The following is a 17,370-nucleotide window of genomic DNA, read 5'->3' on the forward strand; positions in this document are numbered from 1 at the left end:
TTATTTCCCTCCCCGTGAATTTTGTTGAAACCTGCAGATTATGCTCGCATTCAAGCCACAACCCTAAGCATACCGGTTTCAATATCAATGATCAGACCATGAACGGGAACCTGAGATGGAATAACAGGAGACGCCTTGATTTCTTTAACCATTTCTTTAACATTGCTCTCCTCATCAGAAATTGCCCCGATCCACTCCTTTAAGTTGAGCCCCGCGATCACCTCCTCTGATATCCCATTTTCCCGCATGCTATTGGCCAGTTTCTGTTCATCCACATGAGCCATTCCGCAGTGGGTGTGACCCACAACCAGAACTTCTTTTACGCCCAGCGAATAAATGGCAGCAGCCAAGCTGCGAATAACTTCTGCCGGGACGGTATTGCCTGCGTTTTTTATAATTTTCGCATCCCCACGTTTTAAGCCCATGGCAGGTTCCAAGAAATCAACCAATCTTGTATCCATACAGGTAACCACAGCTATCTTTTTACGGGGATGGTGACTTAATTTGACAGGCTGGAACTGTTGAATAAATTTTTGATTAGCTTCAAGAATTTCTTTTAAAACAGACCCCTTTTCGAGGCTTTCAGTTTGCCCAACTTCAGCTTTTGCGTCGGATTTCACGTTCACTTATAATCCCCTCCTCGCCGCAAATTTGTAAATACCAAACTAAAGAACCTCTGAAACCACTCGGCTTGCTCAACCGGACTAACAAAGAATACCCACGGTCCCTATAGATTTCACCTCCTTTTTTCGATGATATTCGACATTTATCGACACATAGCTAACACAGCCAGTATAACATGCAAATCTCATGCCAAATTTCATAGCAATAACTGTGCTCCTGAATATACAATGGTTTTCACATTTACTTTAGCACCGAACTTCAGTTTATGTGTTCGTATTTTTGAACACATAACAACAAAAAAGCTACGGCAACCTTATCCGTAGCAGAAATTTTCGGTGTTCGTTTTTTTGTACATGTTCGTTTTTTTGTACATGTTCGTATTTTTGTACTTCTAGCATTATACATCTATATTAAGCTTTGTTTACCAACCAGATGCTCATGACTATAGAAGTATATCAGGAGTTATGCAGTTGGTGGAAATAAATAGAAAATGATAACTCAAAAAATATTTTAAAAAAGATCCTAATTTTCGACAAAAAAGGCTTGACTTTTTCGGAAAGCCCCCATAATCGCTTTGGATGGTATTTTCTACCATCACTCTAGCGATATGGGTGATGCTGATGAAGAAACTGTGTAAACCAACTTTCGAAAAAAAGGATCACGGTCAAGGTGCCGGAATCCCGGTACTCAAGACAATTTGGGATTTATTTGACCTGTCTCTGCTGTTTTCCCAGTCCGGAATACGCAAACACTCCGGAATTCCAGCGTGGCTCCTGGCTTTTGCCTACATCTGCGGCCTTGTTAATCATTCAAGTTCTGCAAATCAAAATGCTAAGTTTTCAACGGAAGCTCCATTTTTACAACAACTGCTTTCCGGGCAAATCATCTCTCAAAGTGCCTTCAGCCGGTTTCTCTCCAAGCCCTTTCAGTGGCTCCGGTTCTCTTTGGGCAGATTTGCCAGGTTACAAGAAAATACGGATAGCAGGCTGACCGACGGCGATATCATTGCCTTAGACGATACCAAAATTGAGCATCCTCACGGTAAAAAAATCCCCTTTCTCTGTTGGCTCTTTGACAGTTCGGATAAGCGCCATGTATGGTGTATTAATCTTGTGTCGACCCTGGCTATCTTAAAGAATGGTCTTGAATATCCCATGTTATGGCGCTTTTGGGTTAAAACCGGTCAGGAGAATGAAAAACAAAGCAAGCTTGATCTTGCTAAACAGATGCTCGCAGAGGCTCGTCAGCTGAACAAGGCCAGACTATGGGTAGCCATGGATCGCTGGTTTTTGTGTAAAAAGTTCCTGAACTGGCTGATGGGTCAAAATTTTGACTGGGTTACCAAAGCCAAACGTAACACAGCGCTATTCAGGAAAATCTACGACCCGGTACTAGGAAAGGAACGCTACATTAAACTTAATCCGAAGCAACTGCTGCGAGAAGTTTATTCCCAGCTTCGGGTCCTTGGCAAAGAATCGGTTCTCAGTATTCCGGACATTTACATCAAAATGCCCTATGAGACCTTAACACGCAAGGGAAAACCCATTACTAGACAACGTTTTTTACCCATAGCTGCCATTGCAGCCACTTATGAGAAGCAGGCTGTCGAGGGCAGCATAGTTCTTCCGGAGGAAGAATGCCCAGCAACCTTCAAGGATGCGTATCTCCTGATAAGCAATCGCGTAGATACGCCGGAAGAAGCTGCAACTGCCTATGTTAAACGATGGAGAATAGAAGTTTTTTACCGCACCGCTAAACAGAATCTTGGTTTAACATCTTGCTATGCTCAGTCTGAAACAGCTCATTTCGCACATGTGGAGCTCTTGTTTACAGCGAAGACCCTTCTTTGTTATGCCTCTTGGGAGTGCAATAAAGAAGGCGCCGAACAAGCCCCCTCCCTCTGCGAAGTGATAAGGTACTTCTTCAACGCCGGTTGTCGGATCCGCTGTTGCGAGCAGTTGATCCAAGTCTATTTTGACACGGCAACCCAGCGTTTTTCAAGGCTTATTGATAAATTCTGGCCACATTCTTTGGAACTTAGGTTATGGGATTGGGAAAATTATCCTGAAACTGCATAACTACTGGTATATTATAACAATTTAGTTTCATCAATAAACGGCCTCACAACAGCCGATAATCCCGAGTGTCCTAGAATATGGCAGATTTCATGTGCCGTTATTGCCGGATTTTCTTTTTTCTTGCGTGTCCACACTTCCTTAAAGCAGTCATATGTGGCATCAGTGATAATTATCTCCGTATCACTTATTTTTATGGCGATGACATGATCTAAAGATGAGGTTCCAGTACACATTTGCGAAATTCCTCCTTAAATTATATAAATAGAATTCCAAAAAGTAATTTACTAACCCCTGATGTTGTTAACATCTTGCTATTTCTAACATGCAAATCTCATGCCAAATTTCATAGCAATAACTGTGCTCCTGAATAAACAATGGTTTTCGCATTTACTTTAGCACCTAACTTCAGTTTATGTGTTCGCATTTTTGAACACATAAAAACAAAAAGCTACGGCAATCTTATCCGTAGCAGCAATCTTCGATGTTCGTTTTTTTGAACACATTCGTTTTTTGTACTTAAAGCTTTATACATCTATATTAAGCTTTTTAATTATTTCATTTAACGTGCTTCGCCCTATTCCCAACATCTCGGCAGCCCTCGCCTGTACTCCACCCGCCTGCTTTATAGCGTTTCTTACTAATTTTTTCTTATATTCTTCCACTGCCTGCTTGTAATTTAAATTGTTTAAATTGGTTTCATCTTCAATACTTTCCCCATTACGGTACTCTTTACTTATAGAAGGAGGCAGGTCTTCATTTTTAATCTCTGTCCCTTCACAAAGGATTACAGCTCTCTCAATGGCATTTTCAAGTTCTCGCACATTCCCGGGCCAGTCAGCTGCAGTCAGGCTCGTCATTGCCTCCTTAGCAATTGAAATTATTTTTTTAGCATGTTTCTTGCAAAACTTATCCAGAAAATATTTAGTAAGGACAGGTATGTCCTCTTTTCTATCCCTCAAAGTAGGCAAGTTGATGGTCACTACATTTAATCTATAATACAAGTCTTCCCTGAATTTCTTCTTTTCAATAAGTTCCTCAAGGTTCTGGTTAGTTGCAGCAATTATCCTGACATCGCACTTACGGGGTACAGTTTCCCCTATTCTTATAAATTCGCCCTGTTGGAGTACGCGCAGTAATTTTGCCTGCAAATTCGGATTAAGGTCCCCTATTTCATCCAAAAAAAGGTGCCTCCGTTTGCTTCTTCAAATAGTCCTTTTTTATCGCTCACCGCTCCTGTAAAGGCTCCCCTTGCATGTCCAAAGAGTTCACTTTCCAAAAGATTTTCGGGTAGCGCTGCACAATTTATGCTTACAAAAGTTTTTTCATTGCGAAGGCTTTTGTGGTGTAAAGCCTGTGCAACCAAATCCTTTCCGGTTCCACTCTCACCCCTTATCAATACAGTACTGTCTGTAGGTGCCACTTTGTCTATTATTTGATAGACCTGCTGCATGGCAGAAGAATTTCCTATCATATTTTCCATTCCAAGGTAATTTTTTAATTGTTTTTTGAGATGTATATTACTGAATTCCAGGCTTGATACCAAAAATGGCAGGCACATTTTGCTCTCTGCCAAACCCTGAAAGATGGCTATTGCTTTTTTACGGCAGCTGGCATACCCGCAAGCGCCGCAATTTAATTCATCTTCAGGGGTAAATTTGCCCAGTTCTGCAAGAACAGCCCTGATTTGTGCTTCAGTTGGTTCAGGTAATCTTTTGCTGCGATTTATGAATCCCCGGGTAAGATCAAGTTCGGCAGGAATTTCAACCGGATATTCCTCCGCAGCTTGTAAATTTTCCCTGGTATATTTAGTTACCAATTGCTGCCTTTCAAACCTGTTTTCTTCAGAATTTAACATGGGACCGTTGATACAGCCTTCGCAAAACAAAATATCAACAAACTTAGCTTGAATTTTACCGCTGGCAAGGCCCTCCAAAACATCAATACAATTCTCCCTTCCCTCAACGGTCATTACCTCACAATTTAGAGGGTCAATTTTAAAACCGGCAGTCCTCAGAACCCCTCCTGTCACCGGGAATAATCTTCCCAAACGGGAAGGAGGACTGTCCCAACCTTCAGGAGCCAACTTACCGGGTTCGATATTTGCCTCCTGTAACATCATGTCCAACTCCGGAAATGTTAACACCCCATCTATAGCTCCCTGTACCATGGGATCCTGTGCTTCTGCTTTCTTGGCGACACAGGGGCCGATAAATACAACCCTGCATTCTTTGCCGTAACGCAATTTAAGATATCGTCCGAGGGCAATCATAGGAGAAATTATGGGAACCAGAAACTGAATTAATTCCGGATAGTATTTTTCCACCATGTTTACTACAGCCGGACAAGGAGTAGCAATATAATGTTTTTTCTCTTTGGTAGTCAAAACATTTTTCTCATACTCCCTGGCAACTAAGAGGGCTCCATATGCTACCTCCCAAACTTCGTCAAAACCCAGCTTTTTTATGGCGCTCACAACCTGGCCCGGGGCAAACCTGTTATACTGAGCTATAAAAGATGGCGCCAGGCACGCAATTGCTTTATCTGATTTTAGCGCATCAATAGCGCTTTCCCTTCCACTTGCAATCTTTTTGGCGTTTTGCGAACAGACTACCACACAGTGCCCGCAACTGATACACAGTTCGGGCACCACCATGGCCTGTTCGTTCTCAACCTTTATTGCCTTTGCAGGACAATTTCTAATACATGAATAACATCTTTTGCATAGGCCGTTAATGGTGGTTACTATATTCATGGTCACTTTACTCACCTCTGTTTTGAATAGGCTCTTTTTACAAATATTGTAGTTTTAAGAAGCCATTTTGAAAGAGGTAACCGCTTGTTTTTTTTTTACCTTCTACATGATTATAGCCTCTCGGGGCATCCGGTATTCCCTGTAATAGATTTTCTCCCACTTGAGATTCCTGAAAAACCGTTCGGTAATTGCATTATCGGTTACCCGGCCTTTGCCATCCATGCTGATTTGGATCTTATTTTCCTCTCAATTTTAACATAGTTGATAATTTATCAAAAGCATTGTTCTTAGTGAGCTTTTTGCGATGTGCTATTTTTTCGTTTTTCTGCCCGGATGATGGTTTTCACTGGAGCTGTTTTAGTCCCAAGGTGATTGGATTCTTGTCGACTTCTTACTGTTTTGCCGTAAAAAGGATCACTCCAAGTCTCCCAGTTATTCGATTTCATTACATTTAAACAAACAAAGTTGTGGTATAATAGCCATACAGGTGAACCTCCTTTATTGGTTTAGATAGTCGTTTGACCACTACTATTTTGCCATGAGGATGCTCACCTGTTTCCCTTTTTTTACTTGAGGTGAATTCTTTGCTTGACCTTCAATTAGGGGGCTGAAACGACCATTTTTTCGCTATTATTCGGGGTAAATTCTTTTTTCTATGGTTTTTCAACCCTGATCACGTTTGGCTTCTGAGACATCGCAAATAGCTCGCCAGCTAGGAACTGGTAACTATTACTCTAATAAGCTCTGCATTTTTAAAGGAATGGGGAATAATCTAAAATTGATATTAAGTATGTAATATGAGAGGTGATGGTCCATGATCCGTAAAGCCAGCGTTCATGACCTGGACAGTATTATGGCAATCTTAAAAGCCCTAGGCACAAATGATAAAAACCCTACTCAGGGTTTTCTCATGAGTGACTATACAGTAAATGAAGATTTACACCGTAAAAAATATGAAGGGGACTTAAAGACCCTTACCTACACCTATGTTTATGAAGAAGAGACAAAAGTGAAAGGCTTTCTTATTGCTTACCGTAAGGATGAATGGTTGAAAGAAGTACCATCCTGGGAAGAAGATATTTTCTGGCATCCTCAATTTAACCGGCACGCCTTAGAAGATTTCGTCTTAATCAACCAGACGGGGATGTTTCCCGGTTTAACGGGAAAAGGTATTGGCAGCTCCCTTTACCAGGCCCTTTTTGCTGACTTGGCCCAAGCCGGAATCACCAACATTTTTGCAGAAACCATCATCGCACCCACGCCTAATTTTGCTTCACTCCATTTTCGCATTAAACAGAAATATTCCCTGGCCGGTGTGCGCTACGAAAAATATAACGATACTATTTTTACAACACTTGTTTACCATAAAAGGATTTAAAAGATGGCGATTAAGCCATCTTTTAAATCCTTTGTTTTTATATTCTTAAAGGCCGATACCGGTGAATAATAGCTTCCGCCACCCGCAGCCCATCCACCGCCGCCGAGACAATCCCTCCGGCATATCCGGCTCCTTCTCCTGCCGGGTAGATTCCTGTCACATTGGCTTGAAATGTGTCATTTCTCACAATCCGTACGGGGGAGGAACTACGTGTTTCCACTCCCGTTAAAATAGCCTCCTCCCAGGCAAAACCAGGCATTTTTTGATTAAAACTATCCAGGGCTTCTTTTAAGGTAGCAGTAACATAAGCCGGCAAACATTGGCGAAGGTCCGTAAGAAAGACTCCCTTTCTATAGGTAGGAACCACTGCTCCCCAGCAAACCGAGGGCTTCTGCTGGAGAAAATCGCCTACCAGTTGAGCAGGAGCATTATAATTGCTTCCTCCCAATTGATAAGCCTGGCTCTCCCAGCGGCGCTGAAAAGCAATACCGGATAAAGGATGGTGATCACCAAAGTCTTGGGGTGTCACGCCTACCAATAATGCACTGTTGGCATTCTTACCATCCCGTGCATGTTCACTCATCCCATTGGTCACCACATGACCCGGTTCAGAGGCAGCAGCAACAACCATCCCACCGGGACACATACAAAAAGTATAGGCTGACCGCCCGTTTTTCCCATGATATACAAGCTTGTAATCAGCCGGTCCCAAACGGGGGTGCCCAGCAAAGTGTTTATACTGGATTTTATCAATCATGGCCTGGGGGTGTTCAATTCTCACACCAATGGAGAAAGGTTTGGGCACCATCTGCACCTTCCTCTTAAACAACATAAGAAAAGTATCCCGTGCACTGTGACCAACAGCCAGAATCGCCGCCTGGCAGGGAAGTTTTTCTCTGTCATTAATGACCAAACCCCGCAGTTCCTGGTTCTCAAGGACCAGATCGGTAACCTTGGACCGGAAAAAGACCTGGCCTCCCAGTTCCTGAATGCGCCGGCGCAAACTTTTGACCACCTGCCGTAAAATATCTGTGCCAATATGAGGCTTAAAGGAATAGAGGATATCAGGCGGCGCTCCGGCCTGGACCAGTTCCTCCAGTACTTTGCGGCAGCGCTTGTCTTTGATGAGGGTAGTCAGTTTACCATCGGAAAAAGTACCGGCTCCTCCCTCCCCAAACTGCACATTGGATTCAGGATCCAGTTCCCCTGTGTTCCAGAAATGCCGGACCTTATCGGAACGTTTGTCTACTTCATCACCTCTTTCCAGGAGGAGCGGTTGATACCCTCTCTGGGCCAAAAGCAAACCGGCAAATAAACCTGCCGGCCCCGTCCCGATAATAACAGGAGGATGTTTTAAAACTTCCGCCCCCGCTTCCACCTCCTCATAAGCCAGGTCTGGAGTAAGGGAGATATCCGGATCATTCAGTTTGCTAAGAAGAAATTTTTCATCTTTAACCACCACATCAACGGTATAAATAAAATAAATCATCTTGCTTTTTCTGGCATCGACAGACTGTTTATAAATATGCCATTCCTTGATCTCATGAGTCTTCACATGCAGTTTTTTCGCAATTAACTGCAGAAGGCGTTCTTCCCCTTCCTCCAGCGATAGTTTGAGACCTGCCACTCTTATCATGTCAATGAAATCCCCTTATCATTTAATCCAATTTGTACTGCTTGTATTTGGGTTTGCGGAACTTTTTCCTGGCTTTGGCCCTGCCGTCAAGATAGCGAAAAGCAAGGACTATCCCTAAAAGGGAAAAAGCAATGACTATTTTATTAATTAATTCGTTTATTTCCACGGAAATACCTCCTGTCAGTTACTAGTTACTAGTTCTTAGTTACTAGTGGGATGGTTCCCAGTTGGCAGAATCTTTTAGTCACCGGTGACCAGACAATTACTCCACTGGTGACTTATTGACCAAATACTATACAGTAACAAGCTCTTTTAGACCTAAAGCCTCTTTTAAGGAAGCTGTATCAGAAACGGGGGCACGGCAGGCAAAGTGCTCACATACATAGGCCAGGGTTTTCCTTTCTTCCGGTTGATATTCCTGCAGGAAGGGGATGATATCAATAAGCTCCTCCCGGTTTTTGGGGATTAACAGATGGCTGGTAGTGTGGGGTAAAAAGCCGTGCTGGAGAATTTCCACCATCTCCCTGGCTTCTTTTGTTTCTTCTCCGGCAACAATAATGACTTCCTGGGTTCTCTCTGCAGCGAAAAGATAGGCCTGGAGCAAAAAGGTATAACCTGCAGGATTTTCTTTAACATTACCGCCAAAGGCCTGGAAAAGCTCCTGGGCTTTTTCTTCCAGGGTATAGTCAGCCGTCAGGCTGGCCAAGCGCAGGAAATTCCAGGCGGCCACGGAATTCCCGGAAGGCATGGCCCCGTCATATATTTCCTTCGGGCGAGCCAGGAGTTGTTCGCCGTCTTTGCCGTACATATACAAGCCCCCTGCTTCTCCATCCCAAAAGAGCTCCAGCATTTGCTTGTTCAAATCCACAGCTTTGGCCAGGTAAGAGGGTTGATAGGTAGTCTCGTACAATTCCAGCAAAGCCCAGATCAAAAAGGCATAGTCATCGACATAAGCGGGGTAGAGAGCCTCTCCGTCCCGGTAGCGGGCTAAGAGCCGTCCATCAGCACGCTGCAGTTTCTCAAAAATAAAGGATATAGCTTTCTCAGCGGCAACAAGGTACGTTTTATTATCGAGAGCCCGGGCACCTATAGCTAAGGCTGCAATCATCAAGGCATTCCAGGCCGTAAGTATTTTGTCATCCTTATGGGGATGGACCCGCTTTTCTCTGGCCTCAAACAGCTTAATACGGCAATCCGCTAAAAACTTCCTAGCCTGTTCATCAAGCCCGGCCAGGTTGTGTTGAATTAAGTTGGGAATGCTTTTGCCTTCGAAATTACCCTGGGGAGTTATGTCCATCAGGATAGCATACCGTTTACCCTTTTCCTCGCCCAATACCTCATTAATTTCCTCCGGCGACCAGACATAAAACTTTCCTTCCACTCCTTCCGAATCCGCATCCTCCGCCGAATAGAAGGCTCCCTCAGGGGAAGTCATATCCCTAAGGATATAGATAAATATCTTTTCCGCCACTTCCTGGTAGAGGGGCTTACCCGTGACCTGGTAGGTTTCCAGATAAGCAATGGCCAGCAGGGCATTATCGTAAAGCATCTTCTCAAAATGAGGGACCAGCCACTTTCTATCCGTGGAATAGCGGGAAAAACCAAAACCGATGTGGTCAAAAATCCCCCCTTTATACATTTGTTCCAGTGTCTTTTCCACCATCTCCAGGGCCGTCTCTTCCTTTTTAATTCTGGCATAACGCAGGAGAAAAGTAAGGTTATGAGGCGTAGGAAACTTAGGTGCCGAGCCAAAGCCGCCGTACACATGGTCAAAATAGCGCCCTAGCCCGTGATAAGCTCTATCAATAACCTGAGGTGAAAGCTCACCGGAGGCGGGTACCAGGTAATTTTGCACCAGAGACCGGGTAATCTCCTCTCCGGACTCTATTAAAGTGTTCCGCTCCTTTATCCACATTTGCTTAACCCTTGTAAGAATCTCCATGATTCCCGGCATGCCCCGGCGGCTGTGTTTGGGGAAGTAGGTCCCTGCAAAAAAGGGCTTCTTCTCAGGCGTCATAATGATGGTTAAAGGCCAGCCTCCATGGCCTGTCAAAGCCTGGCAAACAGTCATATAAAGATGGTCCACATCGGGGCGCTCTTCCCGGTCCACCTTAACGGAAACAAATCCCTCATTCAAGACTTCTGCCACTTCAGGGTCTTCAAATGACTCCCGCTCCATAACATGACACCAGTGGCAGGTACTATAGCCAATGCTTAAGAAGATGGGCTTATCTTCCGCCTTGGCCTTGGCAAAGGCCTCGTCACCCCAGGGATACCATTCTACGGGGTTGTGGGCATGCTGCAGCAGGTAGGGGGATTTTTCGTTAATTAATCTATTCGCTTTTTGTTCTGTTTTCATAAGATCACCTCATTTTAGTTATTCCCAAATAGAGGTGGAAATCAGCTTTTATCATCTCCACACAGCTATAAACAATTCTAATGAAATTTGTAATCTTATACTGAGATTATCTCTGAAAACATGAATCCTGGTTAAACTATTTGGAGAGCATATTTTTTGGGAGGTGGCTTTTTTGAGTGAACTTATAAATAATCGTGAATACCGCAAAGAGAAAATTAAAGAAATCATCCTTGAACTGCATCAGGGAAAAACAGTAGAAGAAGTGAAAAGTAAATTTAATGCGCTTGTCAAAGATATCGCCCCGGTTGAGCTTGCGGCCATTGAACAGGAACTGATAAATGAAGGTCTGCCCATGGAAGAAGTGCGCAGGCTGTGTGATGTACACCTGGCAGTTTTTAAGAAAGCATTGGATAAAACACCCGAAACTCAACTATCGCCGGGTCATCCGATCCATACTTTTAAGCTAGAAAACCGGGCAATTGAAAAACTCGTCCAGGAAACAAAAGACATCCTTTCGCAATTGAGGAATGATTCAAGCCAGGCTGTTATTTTGCAACTTCGCGAAAAACTTAATCTGCTTTGGGATGTGGAAAAGCATTACAGCAAAAAAGAGAATCTTTTATTCCCCTTCCTGGAGAAATATCAAGTAACGGGGCCTTCTAAAATCATGTGGTCCCATGATGACGAGATAAGGGATCTACTTAAAGAAACTAAGCGCATGGCGACAAATTATACTCCCGATTTAAGAAATGAGCTTGAGAATAAGCTGGAGCTGGTACTGCAGAAAATACAGGACATGATCGCAAAAGAAGAAAAAGTACTCTTTGAAACAGCCTTAACTGTTTTATCGGAAGATGAGTGGTACCATATCATGCAAGACAGTGATGAGATTGGCTACTGTCTGATTGAACCACAAAATGAGTGGAGACCGGTTAATCTCAATGTCAGCGACAGCGTACATGGTTCTGAAGCGGATAAATTCAAAGGATACATCAAATTTGAAACCGGGGTTCTTAAGCCGAAGGAAATTGAGCTCATCTTTAACAGCCTGCCTGTTGACATTACCTTCGTAGATAAAGAGGGTATAGTTAAGTATTTCTCCGCAAGTAAAGATCGTATCTTTGTAAGAGCTAGATCAATAATCGGTCGTAAGGTAGAAAACTGTCACCCTCCTGCCAGCGTAGAAATTGTTGAAAAACTAGTAGCTGACTTCGCAAGCGGTAAAAAGGAGCACGAAGATTTTTGGCTGCACCTGGGAGACAAGTATGTATTTATAAGGTATATTGCTGTTCGTGACGAGAAGGGAGAATTTATTGGTGTTGTTGAATTCACCCAGGATATTAAACCTCTTCAATCAATTACCGGAGAAAAAAGAATCGCAGATTAACCGTTATTAAGACAATGTTGATAAAAATAAGTGCGACAGCGGGGACGGTTCTCGGCTGTCGCATTAACTTCTGATACTAACAGTCCTAGTCTAACTTTTTGTAATCCTTAACCGGGGAAACTCTGGCGATATATACCTGATTTATCATCACGTTACCATACTTTTGCCCATTGGCGTCAGAAACATTGAAATACTCTTCTTTGTAATTGATACCATTAGTTGATTCCTGACTTGACCAGTATTTTAAACCGATAATCCTACCCTTCTCATCCTTAAGCCAGTTTAAAAAAACCACCGTATGGCCTGTGTTATTTTCCCGGCTAATATCCATAAAATCCCCGGCTCTTGCATTTTCCAGACTGGTGATTCTTCTGCCAATACCGTATTTCTCTACGGCGGTGCCTACATTATTCACACTTTTGTTGCCATTGGCTACATACCAGGTGAGGACGAAATCGTGGAGCTGGTCATAGGACATTCCATTAAAGTCATCAGGATCGAGCCCCAGCTTTTTATTGCGGTTCTGCATGGCCTTAAAGAATACTTCAAAGGTTATGCCCGAACAATGTGAGGCACGATTTCCACTAGGATGAGCTTTCAGGAGAAGTCTATCTTTATAATAAAGGTTTACAGTTACACCGTTATAATTGGCATAATCCTTATTTAGCAAATATGGATAACGTCCTATAGGATAACTCTTAATCACATCTAGAACATAGCTGTTCAACGTAGTATCGTAGCTGGAATCTGGCTTTTCCTCTTTCTGCTCTTGACTAGCAGTAGATTCCCCTGTTGCCGGGACAGGAATTGCAGACTTACTCCTTGCGACCGTTTCTGCGGATGCCAACATCGTCTTCCTGTTTACAATCGCTTCTTGTTTTAGCCGACCAATTGTATCCTCTTTGTTAACGATATTTTCCGTGGGAGCTTCAGGCAAAGGGGAATCTTCAACCACAGGCTCCTCAATCTGCGGGGGCTTGTCCACCAGTTTTAAGGTTGAGTACCTTTGATATGTAAGGTTTATACCGAATACTGAGGCAATAATAATAAGACTAAATATGGACAACTGCAACCTCTTGAAATGCTTCATTATCTTATCCACTATCTCTTATCTCTCCATGTGCTATGTATTTTCTATTTCTCTAAAGTTCCAACTTCTATGGCACTATTATAGTGTAAATCCAACAACTTTTTCAAAGTTAAATTTTGTTAACCAAAAGCGTTTGGCATTGTTTAAAAATAGATAAAGGCCGCTGCTGCTTGCTGCGACCTTCGTTTTTTATCTGTTCCAATAAAAGTAAAAAAACTAATCTTTTTCCGGCCGTAAAACCGCTATAGACTACAGGATTTACGGCAATGTCAACTTCTTAAATCCGCCGAAATCTTTAGCCATCTGGGCATAAAGGGGTTTCCCCAGAAGATGCTGATAAATTTCATCGGCTTTTTTCTCCGGATCCACATCCTCAAACTGCCGGGGATAGATCACTTTACCCAGGTAATAGGCATCAGCGAGGGCCGTATCAATATTGGTGGTGTAAAAATTATAGGGCAGCTGGGAATAAAGCTCTCCTTTCCTGACGGCAGACAAAGCTTTGTAAAATGCAGGATTTTTTTGATAGTCATCCTGTACAATTGAATAACCGGCTAAATCAATAAAAATAATATCAGGATTCCACTGGATGAGTTTTTCTTTATCGATCATGATAGACCCGGTTTTGCCCGTTTCATCCACTACATTCTTTGCGTGGATGGCTTCCAGCAAAGAATATTTACCCTGTGTGCTTTCTATGCCATGGGCTCCTCTGGCTCCTAAGGCTCCCACATACACAGTGGGTTTCTTGTTGTCGGGAATATCCTTGGTGCGATTATTCAAGTCTTCCTTACATTTCTCCATGTAACCAATCAATTCCTGAGCCTTTTTCTCCTGACCCATAATTTCGCCGATCAGTTTTAATGAGCTGTAAACGGCCGGATCAAAGGCGGATACTTTGCCATAGCTCAAGGCCACTACGGGAATACCCGTTTTTCCTTGCAGAGCATCGACAGAAGCCTTGTCTGCATTATAAGTAGTGAATATTACGTCAGGTTTGACTGCCACAATCTTTTCCGGATCAGGAGCATTGTTGGGCCCGCCGGGACCGATGACGGGAAGACTGGTCAGGGAAGGATAAGCCAACAGGTAAGGCCTGCCGGTGGGATTGTTCTTTTCTAACTGCTCCACTCCCACCACCTTGTCTATACCATTGATGTAGCAATAAAGCCGCAGGGCCCCCGGGCCAATAGCCACCACCCTTTCGACCGGTTTTTTCAGGGTAACCTGCCTGCCCAGCATATCTGTCACCATAAAAGAATTGGCAGCCTTATCCTGTTCACCCTTGGGTACACAGCCCCCCAAAACTAGAACGGCGGCTAAAAGCAGGGTAATAAATAATGGGGATAATTTAATTTTTCTCATATCATTGACTGCCTCCTTTTAAATAAAAATTACAGAGGGATAACCACAGGAATCTCCTGGTATTTATTAATGACAACGGGAACAGCATAGACACTCTCCACATTTTCCGGGGTGATCACTTCAACCCCGCCGGCAGCAAAGACAGCGCCTTTTTTTAGCAACAAATACTTGTCGGCGAAACGAAGGGCCAGATTAAGGTCATGCATGGTCACAACGGCAGCAAGCCCCCGCTCTTTCACTACCTTCTTAATAAGTCTTGTCACTTCCACCTGGTTTCTCAGGTCCAGGTTGCTGGTAGGTTCATCGAAAAGGAGCAGGTCCGGCTCCTGGGCCAAGGCCCGTGCAATGACCACTTTCTGTAATTCCCCCCCGCTGAGTTCATCCAAATATCTCAGGGCCAAATCCTCCAATTCCAAGAGCTGCAGGACCTGGACTGTAATTTCCAGGTCTTTTTTGGTCACATCCCATTGGATATAGGGCTTGCGTCCCAAGAGCACGGCATCAAAGACAGTGTTCCTGGGATTTTCCTGTTTTTGGGCCACATAGCCTACTCTCCGGGCCAGGGCATTGAGATTCAATTGTAATAAAGCCTCTTCCCCCAGGCAAATTATACCTCCCTGGGGCTTAAGGATCCTGTTCAGGCATTTAAGCAGGGTAGACTTCCCGGCCCCGTTAGTACCCAACACAGCTAAACATTCCCCTTTTTCCAGAGCAAAGTTAACATTCTCCAGCACAGGACGGCTGGGATAAGAAAATTTTAATCCCTGCACAGACAAAATCATTTTCTCTGCGGCCCCCTTATCAGTAAGTAGAGGAAGAGAGGTGCCCCTAAAAAAGAGGTAACAGCCCCCACGGGCAGTACTACAGGATTAATTATGGTCCTGGCGGCGGTATCGGCAGCCAGGAGCAAGAGGGCCCCCAGTAAAGCGGAAGCCGGAACCAGGAAACGGTGATCGCCGCCAATAATGCGCCGCGCCATTTGCGGCCCCACTAACCCGATAAAGCCAATAACCCCCAAGAAAGAAACAACAACAGCAGTAATCAGGGAAGAAACAAACATACCGCCCAGGCGCACTTTTTCCACATTAACACCTAAACCCTTAGCCCCTTCTTCTCCGCTGTCCAGGGCATTATAATCCCATGTCCGGGTCATGAAGTAAACCAGGGAAAAGAAAACAAGTAAGGCCATCAGGCCCACTTCCCGCCAGGAAGCTCTGCCTAAATCCCCAAAAGTCCAGAAAACAACGGCGGCCACTTTTACATCTTGGGCAAAATATTGGATAACGATGGTACCGGCGGAAAAAAGGGAACTTATGGCCACACCTGCCAGGACCATAGCTTCCGGAGAAAAAGACCTCAACTTGGCCAGGGTCAGGATGGCCAGGGTTGCCGCCATGGCAGAAATAAAGGCTGAGAAGGTCACCAGATAGGGATTATTAATAATTACTGCATCAGTGCTGGTGCTCTGGAAGCTGCCGGCACCCAGGACAATAATAGCAATATTGGCCCCAAAGGCTGCAGCACTGGCAATACCCAGGGTTGAAGGGGAAGCCAGGGGGTTTTTCAGGTTGTTCTGCATTACACAGCCTGCCACAGCCAAACCGGCACCGGCTATCACACCTGCCAGAACCCGGGGCAGGCGGATATTCCAGATTACCACATGGGAAACACTGCTTCCCTGTCCCAGCATAGCCAGGAAGATCTGATAAGGATTAAAAGCAATGGCCCCGGCATTGATAGCAGCTAGGGACAGCAGCACAATCAGAAATAACAATAACAACAGCACAATTTTTTTCCTGCCCGTATACCGGATGTAGCCCCGGGTAATGTAGGAAGTTTCTGCACTATTTGTCATGTCCTTCAGTCCTTTAATCTTCGTCATACTTTCCACCAGACATAGGCAAATTTGGCCCTCACCTGTTCTGTCACCAGACCAGCTTTTTCCCGCTTTTGCAAAAAACTTTTGATATACTTGCTTTGTCTCTCTGAGGGGCCGCCCGGCAAAGGCAAAGCAGAAACGTAGTAAGTATAGGCCTCCTCCAAAGTAAACCTGTTTTCCCACTGGCTGTCCCAGTAAGTTATTTCAGGATAGTAACCCATCAGCCAGAGGATGTTGCAGCAGCAAGAGAGCCCTTTCCCCTGTTTATGCTGATCCCAGCCAGGCAGCAGTTCCTTCGCCAAAACATCGCGGATGCTTTCCTCCCTTTTGGCGAAAGTGCTCATAAAACAATAGCCTCTGCTGGCCCTAATCATTTTCTCCAGGGCTTTTTTACTGTTCACGGCAGGGCACATGGAGGCAAAGACTAAATCAAAACCTTTCTCCCAGTTCAGTTCTTCCAGGGAGACCTGGCCCCAATCCAGTTTGAAAAAGAAGAGATTCTCCACTTTTTCCTTTTTTTTATTCTCTTCAGCAAAGGCCAGCATTTTGGCAGAAATGTCAAGAGCGGTAACTTCCTTGCTCCGTCTGGCCATTTCCACGGCATATTTGCCGGGTCCACAGCCTATATCCAGGACAGAGCTTTCCGGGGTCAGCAACCCTTTTTCTGTTAACAGGGAAAGGAGCTTCAACAGGCGTTCCTTTCCCTCCGTTCCCTTATAAACATGGGTGCCGAAATGATCAGCCCTGCCGTCCCAGAAGGATTCACTCTCCTGCCCTCCCGGCCCTGACCTCCATAAGCTGTCATAATAGGCTATATCCATC

The 17,370-nt window shown here is 44.3% G+C and carries 14 protein-coding genes and 1 pseudogene; 3 read left to right on the forward strand and 12 right to left on the reverse strand.

Features of this window, described 5'->3' with window-relative positions:
* Positions 1-50 precede the first annotated feature (50 nt).
* Complete coding sequence (locus BR63_RS10325) at positions 51-626, reverse strand: beta-class carbonic anhydrase (protein ID WP_243269977.1); 576 nt, start codon at positions 624-626, stop codon at positions 51-53.
* A 618-nt stretch (positions 627-1,244) separates the two neighbouring features.
* Here BR63_RS10325 and BR63_RS10330 point away from each other — a divergent pair.
* Entirely contained in the window at positions 1,245-2,702 is a 1,458-nt protein-coding gene (locus tag BR63_RS10330; RefSeq protein ID WP_243269974.1) for a transposase, read from the forward strand.
* 11 nt (positions 2,703-2,713) lie between these two features.
* Here the strand turns inward: BR63_RS10330 and BR63_RS10335 are convergent, their stop codons facing one another.
* The 3 genes and pseudogenes from BR63_RS10335 to BR63_RS10345 form a co-directional block, all read right to left on the reverse strand.
* Entirely contained in the window at positions 2,714-2,935 is a 222-nt protein-coding gene (locus tag BR63_RS10335) for a hypothetical protein (protein WP_034420021.1), read from the reverse strand.
* A gap of 291 nt (positions 2,936-3,226) precedes the next feature.
* The gene (locus BR63_RS19995) at positions 3,227-3,682 is read right to left on the reverse strand and encodes an AAA-type ATPase lid domain-containing protein (protein ID WP_476718258.1); all 456 of its coding nucleotides are present in this window, start codon (positions 3,680-3,682) and stop codon (positions 3,227-3,229) included.
* Positions 3,683-3,690: 8 nt separating this feature from the next.
* Positions 3,691-5,454: pseudogene (locus BR63_RS10345) on the reverse strand (sigma 54-interacting transcriptional regulator); the annotation flags it as partial.
* Between the two features lie 814 nt (positions 5,455-6,268).
* Here BR63_RS10345 and BR63_RS10350 point away from each other — a divergent pair.
* The gene (locus tag BR63_RS10350; protein ID WP_051965392.1) at positions 6,269-6,832 is read left to right on the forward strand and encodes a GNAT family N-acetyltransferase; all 564 of its coding nucleotides are present in this window, start codon (positions 6,269-6,271) and stop codon (positions 6,830-6,832) included.
* 37 nt (positions 6,833-6,869) lie between these two features.
* Here BR63_RS10350 and BR63_RS10355 read toward each other — a convergent pair whose 3' ends face one another.
* From BR63_RS10355 to BR63_RS10365, 3 genes are all read right to left on the reverse strand, one after another.
* The gene (locus BR63_RS10355) at positions 6,870-8,468 is read right to left on the reverse strand and encodes an NAD(P)/FAD-dependent oxidoreductase (RefSeq protein ID WP_034420023.1); all 1,599 of its coding nucleotides are present in this window, start codon (positions 8,466-8,468) and stop codon (positions 6,870-6,872) included.
* A 22-nt stretch (positions 8,469-8,490) separates the two neighbouring features.
* Complete coding sequence (locus tag BR63_RS10360; RefSeq protein WP_153801992.1) at positions 8,491-8,634, reverse strand: hypothetical protein; 144 nt, start codon at positions 8,632-8,634, stop codon at positions 8,491-8,493.
* Positions 8,635-8,760: 126 nt separating this feature from the next.
* Positions 8,761-10,827, reverse strand: a complete 2,067-nt coding sequence (locus BR63_RS10365) for a thioredoxin domain-containing protein (RefSeq protein ID WP_034420025.1) — start codon at positions 10,825-10,827, stop codon at positions 8,761-8,763.
* A gap of 163 nt (positions 10,828-10,990) precedes the next feature.
* On the opposite strand from BR63_RS10365, the gene BR63_RS10370 reads away from it, so the two are divergent.
* Positions 10,991-12,214: a DUF438 domain-containing protein gene (locus BR63_RS10370; RefSeq protein ID WP_338055979.1), complete on the forward strand. Its 1,224-nt coding sequence runs from the start codon at positions 10,991-10,993 to the stop codon at positions 12,212-12,214.
* A gap of 85 nt (positions 12,215-12,299) precedes the next feature.
* On the opposite strand, the gene BR63_RS10375 is transcribed toward BR63_RS10370, so the two are convergent.
* The 5 genes from BR63_RS10375 to BR63_RS10395 form a co-directional block, all read right to left on the reverse strand.
* Positions 12,300-13,280, reverse strand: a complete 981-nt coding sequence (locus tag BR63_RS10375) for a hypothetical protein (RefSeq protein WP_034420028.1) — start codon at positions 13,278-13,280, stop codon at positions 12,300-12,302.
* Between the two features lie 282 nt (positions 13,281-13,562).
* Positions 13,563-14,669: an iron ABC transporter substrate-binding protein gene (locus BR63_RS10380; RefSeq protein ID WP_034420030.1), complete on the reverse strand. Its 1,107-nt coding sequence runs from the start codon at positions 14,667-14,669 to the stop codon at positions 13,563-13,565.
* A gap of 29 nt (positions 14,670-14,698) precedes the next feature.
* Entirely contained in the window at positions 14,699-15,451 is a 753-nt protein-coding gene (locus BR63_RS10385) for an ABC transporter ATP-binding protein (protein WP_034420031.1), read from the reverse strand.
* Positions 15,448-16,551, reverse strand: coding sequence for a FecCD family ABC transporter permease (locus BR63_RS10390; RefSeq protein ID WP_081907996.1), 1,104 nt, complete (start codon positions 16,549-16,551; stop codon positions 15,448-15,450). Before BR63_RS10390 ends, BR63_RS10385 begins: the two co-directional genes overlap by 4 nt.
* Entirely contained in the window at positions 16,548-17,369 is an 822-nt protein-coding gene (locus BR63_RS10395) for a class I SAM-dependent methyltransferase (RefSeq protein WP_034420033.1), read from the reverse strand. Before BR63_RS10395 ends, BR63_RS10390 begins: the two co-directional genes overlap by 4 nt.
* Between the last annotated feature and the right edge of the window lies 1 nt (position 17,370).

Source organism: Thermanaerosceptrum fracticalcis, assembly GCF_000746025.2.
Lineage (GTDB): Bacteria > Bacillota > Peptococcia > DRI-13 > DRI-13 > Thermanaerosceptrum > Thermanaerosceptrum fracticalcis.

Bases quoted from the DNA above. Each gene is read 5' to 3' on its own strand.
- BR63_RS10355 (WP_034420023.1), bottom strand. From the start codon at position 8,468: ATGATAAGAGTGGCAGGTCTCAAACTATCGCTGGAGGAAGGGGAAGAA.
- BR63_RS10330 (WP_243269974.1), top strand. From the start codon at position 1,245: ATGAAGAAACTGTGTAAACCAACTTTCGAAAAAAAGGATCACGGTCAA.
- BR63_RS10380 (WP_034420030.1), bottom strand. From the start codon at position 14,669: ATGAGAAAAATTAAATTATCCCCATTATTTATTACCCTGCTTTTAGCC.
- BR63_RS10395 (WP_034420033.1), bottom strand. From the start codon at position 17,369: ATGGATATAGCCTATTATGACAGCTTATGGAGGTCAGGGCCGGGAGGG.
- BR63_RS10385 (WP_034420031.1), bottom strand. From the start codon at position 15,451: ATGATTTTGTCTGTGCAGGGATTAAAATTTTCTTATCCCAGCCGTCCT.
- BR63_RS10335 (WP_034420021.1), bottom strand. From the start codon at position 2,935: ATGTGTACTGGAACCTCATCTTTAGATCATGTCATCGCCATAAAAATA.
- BR63_RS10350 (WP_051965392.1), top strand. From the start codon at position 6,269: ATGATCCGTAAAGCCAGCGTTCATGACCTGGACAGTATTATGGCAATC.
- BR63_RS10390 (WP_081907996.1), bottom strand. From the start codon at position 16,551: ATGACGAAGATTAAAGGACTGAAGGACATGACAAATAGTGCAGAAACT.
- BR63_RS10365 (WP_034420025.1), bottom strand. From the start codon at position 10,827: ATGAAAACAGAACAAAAAGCGAATAGATTAATTAACGAAAAATCCCCC.